Source organism: Saccharopolyspora sp. NPDC002686 (assembly GCF_040295745.1).
Classification (GTDB): Bacteria; Actinomycetota; Actinomycetes; order Mycobacteriales; family Pseudonocardiaceae; genus Saccharopolyspora; species Saccharopolyspora oryzae.
The window spans coordinates 1-8,052 of sequence record NZ_JBEOVY010000350.1 but is presented as its reverse complement, the minus strand read 5'-3'; the positions used below and the strand labels follow the sequence as shown (position 1 = coordinate 8,052).

The window sequence follows — 8,052 nt, the reverse complement described above, 5'->3', positions numbered from 1 at the left end:
CGTCGGCGTGTCGGCACGCCGGTGTGTCGGTGTGTCCGCAGTTCGGTCCCCCCGACACGCCGAGAGGACCACAGTTTCAATTGAAACTGCGGAATCCCCAGTCCCGAGTCCAGTCACCGGTTTCCCACGATGTGGACCACAGTTTCAATTGAAACTGCAGATGCCAGGCACGGCGGATCACAGTTTCAATTGAAACTGCGGTCTTCTGGGACGGGACCGGGGCGCGACTGGCGGGTCAGCTGGGGTCGACGGCCCAGGTGCCGTTCTTGAGGACTCCGGTGAGGTGGAGGTCCGGGTTCAGGACCACCAGGTCGGCCGCGAGGCCGGGGCGGATCGCTCCGATCCGGTCGTCGAGGCCGAGGAGCTGTGCGGGCTTGGTCGACGCGGCGGCCACGGCCGCCGGGACGCTCTGACCGCCGGACTCGACGAGGTTGCGGAACGCCACGTCCATGGTCAGCGTGCTGCCCGCCAGCGAACCGTCCGCCAGGCGCGCCTCGCCGTCGGTCACCGTCACCGGGAGCTTGCCCAGCTCGTAGGTGCCGTCGCCGGCGTCGGTGGCGCTGATCGCGTCGGTGACCAGCACCGTTCGTCCGGTACCGGCGTGCGAGGCGGCCAGCTGCACGATCGCCGGGTGCAGGTGCACGAGGTCGCAGATCAGCTCGACGGTGACCCGCTCGTCCTCCAGCAGGACGCCGATCGGGCCGGGCTCGCGGTGGTGCAGCGGGCGCATCGCGTTGAACAGGTGCGTCGCGACCGTCGCCCCGGCCTCCACCGCGGGGACGACCTGCGAGAGCACCGCGTCGGTGTGCCCGACCGCGGCGATCACCCCGTGGTCGACCAGCTGGCGGACGGCTTCGACGCCGTTCGGCAGCTCCGGCGCCAGGGTGACCATCCGGACCGTCCCGCGCCCCGCGTCCAGCACCTGCTGCACGGCGGAGGTCTCCGGGGCCCGCAGGATCGCCGGGTCGTGCGCGCCGCAGCGCGCCGAGGACAGGAACGGGCCCTCCAGGTGGATGCCGGCCAGCTCGCCGTCCACCACCAGGTCGCTGAGCGCGCTGATCTGCTTGGTCAGGTCCGGCAGCGGGGCCGACACCAGGCTGGCCATCATCGTGGTGGTGCCGTGCTTGAGGTGCGCGGCGATCGCGGCCCGCGCCTGGTCGACCTCGATGCTGGTGAACGAGCCGCCGCCACCGCCGTGGCAGTGGATGTCGACGAACCCGGGCACCAGCCACTGCCCGCGCAGGTCCACGACCTGCCCCTCGGGTGCCGGACCGGTGCCGACCTCGGCGATCTTGCCGCCGGACACCCGGACCCAGCCCCGGTCCAGCACTCCGTCCGGGGTGACGACCTGCCCGCCGGCGAGGATCAGTTCGGGAGCGTTCACTTTGTTCTCAACCCTTCCGTCGCCAGCAGGGCCGCCCCGAGGCAGCCCGCGGTGTCGCCGAGTTCGGCCAGTTCCAGGTGCGGGCGGCGGTGGTAGGCCGCCAGCATCGCGTCGAGCCGCTCCCGCAGCGGCTCGGTGAGCAGGGCACCGGCTTGCGCGAACCCGCCGCCGAGCACGATGCACTCGGGTGCGGCGACCGTCACCAGCACCAGCAGGCCCTTGGCGAGCGCGTCGACGGCTTCCGCCCACACAGCTTGCGCGTCCGGGTCGCCCGCGCGCACGGCCGCGGCCACTTCGGCGCTGGTGCGCTCCGCGCCGGTGCGCGCCAGGTAGCGGCGGGCCACGGCCGCGGAGGAGGCCAGCGCTTCGACGCAGCCGGTGCGCCCGCAGCCGCACGGCTCGCCGTGGCCGATGTCGACGTGCCCGATCTCGCCCGCGAAGCCGCCGCCGGCGTAGAGCTGCCCGTCGAACAGCAGCGCCGCGGCGATGCCGGTGCCGATCGGCAGCACCACCACGTCGCGCATGCCGCGCGCTGCGCCCAGGCGTGCCTCGGCGAGCCCGCCCGCGCGCACGTCGTGGCCCAAGCTGACCGGCAGGTCGATGCGCTCGGCGAGCATGTCGCGCAGCGGGGCGTCGCTCCAGCCGAGGTTCGCCGAGTACACGCCGATGCCGCGGGCCTCGTCGACCGCGCCCGGCACCACGACGCCGACCGCGTCGACCTGCGCGTCCACGCGCAGCTCGGCGACCAGTCCGGCCACGGCGTCCACCACCAGCCGGGCGGTGTCTTCGCCGCGGGGGGTTGGCTGCCGCAGCCAGCGCAGCGGTTCGGCCCGGTCGGGGCCGACGGCGACCAGCGCGGCCTTCATCTCGGTTCCGCCGACGTCGACGGCGATGGCTTGTGCGGGCACCCGACGATCCTCCGCCACCGAACACCTATTGGTCTACACCAAACAGGTGTGTTGTTCGCCGGAGGTTTTCGCGGACTTCCCGGGCTCAACCGCCCATCAGCTTCTGCAGGGCGTCCAGCGCGCGGCTCGCGGTGGACTTCACGGTGCCCTTCGAAACCCCGGTGGCCTCGGCGATCTCCGCCTCGGACAGGTTGCCGTAGTAGCGCAGCACCAGGACCTCCCGCTGCCGCCGCGGCAGCTTGGCGAGGGAGGCCACCACGGCCTGGTGCTCGGCGGTCAGCATCGCCAGCGACTCCGCGGACCGGGCGTCGGCCTGGTGCGGCGGCTGGTACTCGCGGGCCGTCTTGCGGCGGCGCAGCACCGAACGGCTGCCGTTGACCACCGCGGTCCGCAGGTAGCCGATCGCCGCCCGCGCGTCGCGCAGCCCCGACCAGTTGCGGTACAGCCCGGTGAACGCCTCCTGCACGACGTCCTCGGCCGTCGCCGGATCGTCGACCAGCAGGATGGCCAACCGGACCATCCGCATGCGCTGCTGCTTGTAGAGGTCTTCCAGGGTCAACGGGGGGCCGGAGGCGTCGATCGCCGCGCTGTCCAGAGTGCGCAGGTGACCGAGGGTCTGCTCGACGCTCCGTTCGGCTCCGCGTGAATCACCGGCCATGATCGAACAAGTTACCGGTTGTCCCCCGGTCGGTGTGCTGCGGCCGGGTAGCGTCCGCATCGATCGGGTTCGGAAAGAGGAGGTTTCGGAGATGGCGAAGTTCGTGGTCGGTCTCGTCTACGGCGAGGACGAGGAGCACCGCCTGCAGGTCCGCCCGGCGCACCGCGAGTACAGCCGCGGGCTGGCCGAGCGCGGGGTGCTGCTCGCCGGAGGGCCGTTCGCCGACGGCAAGGGCGCGCAGCTCGTCTACGAGGCGGCCGGCCCCGACGAGCTGAAGTCGATCCTGGACGCGGACCCGTACACCGAGGCCGGGGTGATCGCCGAGACGACCATCCGGGAGTGGGACGTCGTCGTCGGCGCTTGGCTGTAGTGCGCGAAAGCCCAGCGTGTGAGGATGTACACAGGATTCGTGCTGTTCTGAATCCTGTCACCGACTTTCCAAAACGCCCTCGATTCGGGCACTGTGACGCCGAAAGTGTGGCTCCGAGCTGACAGGGCCCGCTGGCGGCGGGCCGCGGCTCGTAGGATGCTGCGCAACTCCCCGTCACCAAGACCAAACTCCATGCGAGGAGGACGACCGATGCCCATCGCGACCCCCGAGGTCTACGCGGAGATGCTGGACCGGGCGAAGACCGGTGAATTCGCCTACCCGGCCATCAACGTGACCTCGTCGGAGACGCTCAACGCGGCGCTGCGCGGGTTCGCGGAGGCCGAGAGTGACGGCATCATCCAGGTCTCGACCGGTGGCGCCGAGTTCGCCTCCGGCACCAAGGTCAAGGACATGGTCACCGGTGCCACCGCGCTGGCCGAGTACGCGCACGTCGTCGCGGCGAAGTACCCGGTGAACATCGCGCTGCACACCGACCACTGCCCGAAGGACAAGCTGGACGGCTTCGTCCGGCCGCTGATCCAGATCAGCCAGGAGCGCGTCGACCGCGGCGAGAACCCGCTGTTCCAGTCGCACATGTGGGACGGCTCGGCGATCGACCTCGACGAGAACCTGGAGATCGCCAAGGAGCTGCTGGCCGCCTCGGCCAAGGCCAAGATCATCCTGGAGCTCGAGGTCGGCGTCGTCGGCGGCGAGGAGGACGGCGTCGCCAACGACATCAACGAGAAGCTCTACACCGCGCCCGGCGACTACGAGAAGACCGTGGACGCCCTCGGCAGCGGCGAGAACGGCCGCTACCTGCTGGCCGCGACCTTCGGCAACGTGCACGGCGTCTACAAGCCGGGCAACGTCAAGCTGCGCCCGGAGATCCTCAAGCAGGGTCAGGACGTGGCGTCGCAGAAGCTGGGCCTGGCGGCCGGCTCCAAGCCGTTCGACCTGGTCTTCCACGGCGGCTCGGGCTCGCTGCTGGAGGAGATCCACGAGGCGGTCTCCTACGGCGTGGTGAAGATGAACATCGACACCGACACCCAGTACGCCTTCACCCGTCCGATCGCGGACCACATGTTCAAGAACTACGACGGCGTGCTGAAGATCGACGGCGAGGTCGGCAACAAGAAGACCTACGACCCGCGCAGCTACCTCAAGGTGGCCGAGCAGGCCATGGCCGCCCGCGTCGCGCACGCCTGCGAGAACCTCAAGTCCGCGGGCCGCATGCTCGCCGGCTGACCCAGGTCACCCCAGGCGGTGATGCAACGACGGCCCGTTCGCCCGGTGGCGGACGGGCCGTCGTCGTACCTGACAGGATTGGGCTCATGACGAGGAACTTGTTGGAACCGCCGGAGACCCTGCTGCCGGAGAACGCGGCCGCGCAGGCCGAGCTCAGCGCAGGCACCGACCCGACCGTGGTCGCCGCGCACCACCCGAGCTTCAGCGCCGCGTGGGCCGCGCTGGCCGAGGGCGCGCTGGAATCCGGGCAGAACATCGCCGCGTACGCCTACGCGCGCACCGGTTACCACCGCGGGCTGGACGCGCTGCGGAAGGCGGGCTGGAAGGGCTTCGGACCGGTTCCGTGGCGGCACGAGCCGAACCAGGGCGTGCTGCGGTCCATCGGTGCGCTGGCGAAGGCGGCCCAGTCGATCGGCGAGGACGAGGAGTTCGACCGCTGCCGCCAGCTGCTGGAGGACAGCGACCCGGCGTCCCTCGACGCCCTCGGCCTGGCCTGATTCAGCCCGGAGCGTGACTCCGCGCCGCAAATTCCATTGAAATCGGACGTTCGATTTCAATGGAATTTGCGGATCGCTGCGGGGTCCGGTGAGGATCACTGCCGGATCGCTCGGATCGCGGGGCGATCTGTCGGACAATGTCCTGTGTGCACCGACTGCGCGAGGAACTGACCCGACGACTGCGCCGACTCCTGCGCACCGGCGTGCCCATCGTGCAGTGCGCCGTCGCGGCCGGGCTCGCCTGGTTCCTGGCGAAGAACGTGTTCGGGCACGTCACCCCGTTCTTCGCGCCGGTCGCGGCCGTCATCTCGCTCGGTGTCACGCTGGGCCAGCGGATGCGGCGCGCGCTGGAGCTGGTCGTCGGCGTGACCATCGGGATCGGCGTCGGCGACGTGCTGATCTCGCTGATCGGCACCGGCACCTGGCAGATCGCGCTCGTCGTCGCGCTGGCCATGAGCACCGCCGTGCTGCTCGACAGCGGTGTGGTGATCGTGCTGCAGGCGGCGTCGTCATCGGTGCTGGTGGCGACGCTGCTGCCGCCTGCGACCGCGGGCGGGCTGACCCGCATGGTCGACGCGGTGATCGGCGGCCTGGTCGGGTTCGTGGTCGCGTCGCTGCTGCCGGCCAACCCGCTCGCCGTGGCCCACCGCAACGGGCGGCTGGTGCTCGGCGCGCTGGCCGACGCGCTGCGCGGCGTCGCCGGGGCGGTGGCGCGGCAGGATCCCGACATGGCCAGCGATGTGCTCGCGAAGGCCCGCAAGAGCCAGAAGCACGTCGAGGAGTTCCGCACCGCGCTGGAAGCCGGTCATGAGATCGCCAAGTTCGCGCCGATCCGGTGGCGGCGGCGCGGCGACCTCGAGCGCTACGACACCGCGGCCACGCCCATCGACCGAGCGCTGCGCAACACCCGCGTGCTCGCGCGGCGAGCGCTGTCCGCGCTGCGCGACGGCGAGCCCGTGCCGCGCCCGCTCCCGGGCCTGCTGGAGGAGTTGGCGGGCGCGGTCGTGCTGCTGCGCGACGAGCTGGCCAGCGGGGTCGACCCGCTGCAGACCCGCGAAGCGGCCCGTTCGGTGGCGAAGAAGTCCACTGTGGAACTGCTGGGGGAGGGCGACTTCTCGATGCAGGTGGTCGTCATGCAGGTCCGCTCGATCGCGGTCGACCTGCTGCAGGCGACCGGGCTCAGCCGCAACGAAGCCATCTCCGCCCTGCCGCCGCTCTACCCCGACGGCCACTGAGGGATCAGGGCCGGTTCAGGACCGCGGCCAGGGCGTTGTGCAGGGCCTCGTGGTCGCGCGGGTCGTGCAGCCGGCAGTCCGCCGCGGACAGCCGGTACCACTCGTCGGCCCCGGCGTAGCGGATCCACACCTCGACCGCGCCGTCGGCGCAGGTGGTGGCCAGTTCCAGGTCCCCGGTGATGACCCCGACCTCGTCGGTCATCACCCCGCCCGGCGGTGCGGAGATGGACGAGCGCAGTTCGGCTCCGGTGTCCTCGGGCATCGGCCCTCCTCGTCACGACCTCTTGGTGGGGTCGATGATCGCCTCGAGCGCCGCGAGGTGCGACTCGTAGGCGCGGCGCCCGACGGGCGTGATCTCCAGCCAGGTGCGCGGGCGGCCGTTGACCGAACCCTTGCGCACCGCGACGTACCCGGACCGCTCCAGCTTGGTGATGTGCTTGGACAGGCAGGAGTCGGTGATCTCGACGGTGTCGCGCACGTGCCGGAACTCCGGTCCGTCGATCGCGATCAACTCCGCGAGGATCGAGAGCCGGACCGGTGAGTTGATCAGGGTGTCCAGCCCGTGCCGGGGGTGCTCGCCCCGCTTCACCCGGGCCGGCTTTCGGTCGCGCAGATCTCGATCTTGGTCATCACCGCAATCTCGCAACCGCGTTCCGCCCCTGTCAAGGGAAAGTGGGGCAGACGAACGGCGCCCGCCGGGCAGCGGGCGCCGTTCGCAGCGACGGCTCAGCAGCCGTCGAGGGCCTTCTGCAGGGCCGACTTCTCCGCATCGGTGATGGTCAGCTCGTACTTGTGCTTGGTGCCGACCCACATCGAGGCGTACTTGCAGTGGTAGTCGGCCTTCGGCGGCATCCACTTGTCCGGCGTCTGGTCGCCCTTGGTCTGGTTGACGTTGTCGGTGACCGCGATCAGCTGCGGGCCTTCCAGGTCGTTGGCGAAGGCCTGGCGCTGGTCCTGCGTCCACTGCGCCGCGCCGGAGCGCCACGCGGCGGCCAGCGGCACCACGTGGTCGATGTCCAAATCGGACGGTTGGGTCCAGGTTTCCCCGTCGTAGTCGCTGTACCAGGAGCCGGAGGTCGGGTAGCAGTCCGAGCCGACCTGCACGTCCTTGCCGTCCCGCTTGAGCACCGATTCGCGGGTGTTGCAGCCGTCCGGGCCCTCGATCCAGTGCGGGAACTTCTCCCGGCTGTAGCCGTCCATCGAGCCCTCCGGCGCCACCTTGAGCTCGCCGAGTTCGGTCTTGGCCGTCGCCGGGTCCGGGATCCCGGGCGGTTCGGCGCCGGCCGGTGCGGCCAGGCCGAGGCCCAGTGCGGCCGCGAGCGGCAGGGCGGTCAGGGTCGCGCGCAACGATCGGTGGCCTGTCATGGCTTCCTCCGCGTGGGCGTCTCGCCGTTGTCGGTGTTCGACCATTGCCCACGCAGGTGGACGGATCAATGCCAGTGCGTGGCCAACTGGTGACTTGGCGTGAAATCGCCACCGATCGTGGCATCTTCTGGTGAATTTCGCACCGATCTGCCAGGGGCCCTGACCCGACGGGGTGATTCAGCGGGCGAAGCGGAGGTCCTCCGTGTGCCGGTACCAGACCCACTTCTCGGCCGGGCGCGGATGCTTCATGCCGTCGTGCACGACCGTCGCGGACAGGAACGACGCCTATCTTCGCGCTCGCACCGCTGTTCCACATCACCGGACTGGTCTGCCAGCTCGGCGGTGCGCTGGCCGCCGGGCGCCAGCTGGACCTAGCCTACCGCGCCGAGC

The 8,052-nt window shown here is 70.7% G+C and carries 10 protein-coding genes; 4 read left to right on the top strand and 6 right to left on the bottom strand.

Going from position 1 to position 8,052, the window contains the following annotated elements:
* Positions 1–235: 235 nt before the first annotated feature.
* The 3 genes from nagA to ABTZ89_RS32020 all read right to left on the bottom strand — a co-directional run bounded on the left by nagA (position 236) and on the right by ABTZ89_RS32020 (position 2,950).
* Complete coding sequence (nagA, locus tag ABTZ89_RS32030; RefSeq protein WP_351051792.1) at positions 236–1,384, bottom strand: N-acetylglucosamine-6-phosphate deacetylase; 1,149 nt, start codon at positions 1,382–1,384, stop codon at positions 236–238.
* A complete protein-coding gene (locus ABTZ89_RS32025) occupies positions 1,381–2,292 on the bottom strand; it encodes an ROK family protein (RefSeq protein WP_351051789.1) in 912 nt (303 codons plus the stop codon). The genes nagA and ABTZ89_RS32025 overlap by 4 nt, the downstream gene beginning before the upstream one ends.
* Positions 2,293–2,377: 85 nt before the next feature.
* Entirely contained in the window at positions 2,378–2,950 is a 573-nt protein-coding gene (locus ABTZ89_RS32020; protein WP_270952938.1) for a SigE family RNA polymerase sigma factor, read from the bottom strand.
* A 91-nt stretch (positions 2,951–3,041) separates the two neighbouring features.
* Between ABTZ89_RS32020 and ABTZ89_RS32015 the strand changes: the two genes are divergently transcribed.
* From ABTZ89_RS32015 to ABTZ89_RS32000, 4 genes are all read left to right on the top strand, one after another.
* Positions 3,042–3,320, top strand: a complete 279-nt coding sequence (locus ABTZ89_RS32015; RefSeq protein WP_270952939.1) for a YciI family protein — start codon at positions 3,042–3,044, stop codon at positions 3,318–3,320.
* 210 nt (positions 3,321–3,530) lie between these two features.
* Complete coding sequence (fbaA, locus tag ABTZ89_RS32010; protein WP_270952941.1) at positions 3,531–4,565, top strand: class II fructose-bisphosphate aldolase; 1,035 nt, start codon at positions 3,531–3,533, stop codon at positions 4,563–4,565.
* Between the two features lie 86 nt (positions 4,566–4,651).
* A complete protein-coding gene (locus ABTZ89_RS32005; protein WP_351051784.1) occupies positions 4,652–5,062 on the top strand; it encodes a DUF3151 domain-containing protein in 411 nt (136 codons plus the stop codon).
* Between the two features lie 137 nt (positions 5,063–5,199).
* Entirely contained in the window at positions 5,200–6,297 is a 1,098-nt protein-coding gene (locus ABTZ89_RS32000) for an FUSC family protein (RefSeq protein WP_351051781.1), read from the top strand.
* A 4-nt stretch (positions 6,298–6,301) separates the two neighbouring features.
* On the opposite strand, the gene ABTZ89_RS31995 is transcribed toward ABTZ89_RS32000, so the two are convergent.
* From ABTZ89_RS31995 to ABTZ89_RS31985, 3 genes are all read right to left on the bottom strand, one after another.
* Positions 6,302–6,559 carry a hypothetical protein gene (locus tag ABTZ89_RS31995; protein WP_351051778.1) on the bottom strand — a complete coding sequence of 86 codons (258 nt, stop codon included), beginning with the start codon at positions 6,557–6,559 and terminating at the stop codon, positions 6,302–6,304.
* A 12-nt stretch (positions 6,560–6,571) separates the two neighbouring features.
* Positions 6,572–6,886, bottom strand: a complete 315-nt coding sequence (locus ABTZ89_RS31990) for a winged helix-turn-helix domain-containing protein (protein ID WP_270952946.1) — start codon at positions 6,884–6,886, stop codon at positions 6,572–6,574.
* Positions 6,887–7,023: 137 nt separating this feature from the next.
* Positions 7,024–7,662, bottom strand: a complete 639-nt coding sequence (locus tag ABTZ89_RS31985; protein WP_351051775.1) for an HNH endonuclease family protein — start codon at positions 7,660–7,662, stop codon at positions 7,024–7,026.
* Positions 7,663–8,052 lie beyond the last annotated feature (390 nt).

Bases quoted from the DNA above. Each gene is read 5' to 3' on its own strand.
- ABTZ89_RS32015 (WP_270952939.1), top strand. From the start codon at position 3,042: ATGGCGAAGTTCGTGGTCGGTCTCGTCTACGGCGAGGACGAGGAGCAC.
- fbaA (WP_270952941.1), top strand. From the start codon at position 3,531: ATGCCCATCGCGACCCCCGAGGTCTACGCGGAGATGCTGGACCGGGCG.
- ABTZ89_RS32000 (WP_351051781.1), top strand. From the start codon at position 5,200: ATGTCCTGTGTGCACCGACTGCGCGAGGAACTGACCCGACGACTGCGC.
- ABTZ89_RS32020 (WP_270952938.1), bottom strand. From the start codon at position 2,950: ATGGCCGGTGATTCACGCGGAGCCGAACGGAGCGTCGAGCAGACCCTC.
- ABTZ89_RS31995 (WP_351051778.1), bottom strand. From the start codon at position 6,559: ATGCCCGAGGACACCGGAGCCGAACTGCGCTCGTCCATCTCCGCACCG.
- ABTZ89_RS31985 (WP_351051775.1), bottom strand. From the start codon at position 7,662: ATGACAGGCCACCGATCGTTGCGCGCGACCCTGACCGCCCTGCCGCTC.
- ABTZ89_RS32005 (WP_351051784.1), top strand. From the start codon at position 4,652: ATGACGAGGAACTTGTTGGAACCGCCGGAGACCCTGCTGCCGGAGAAC.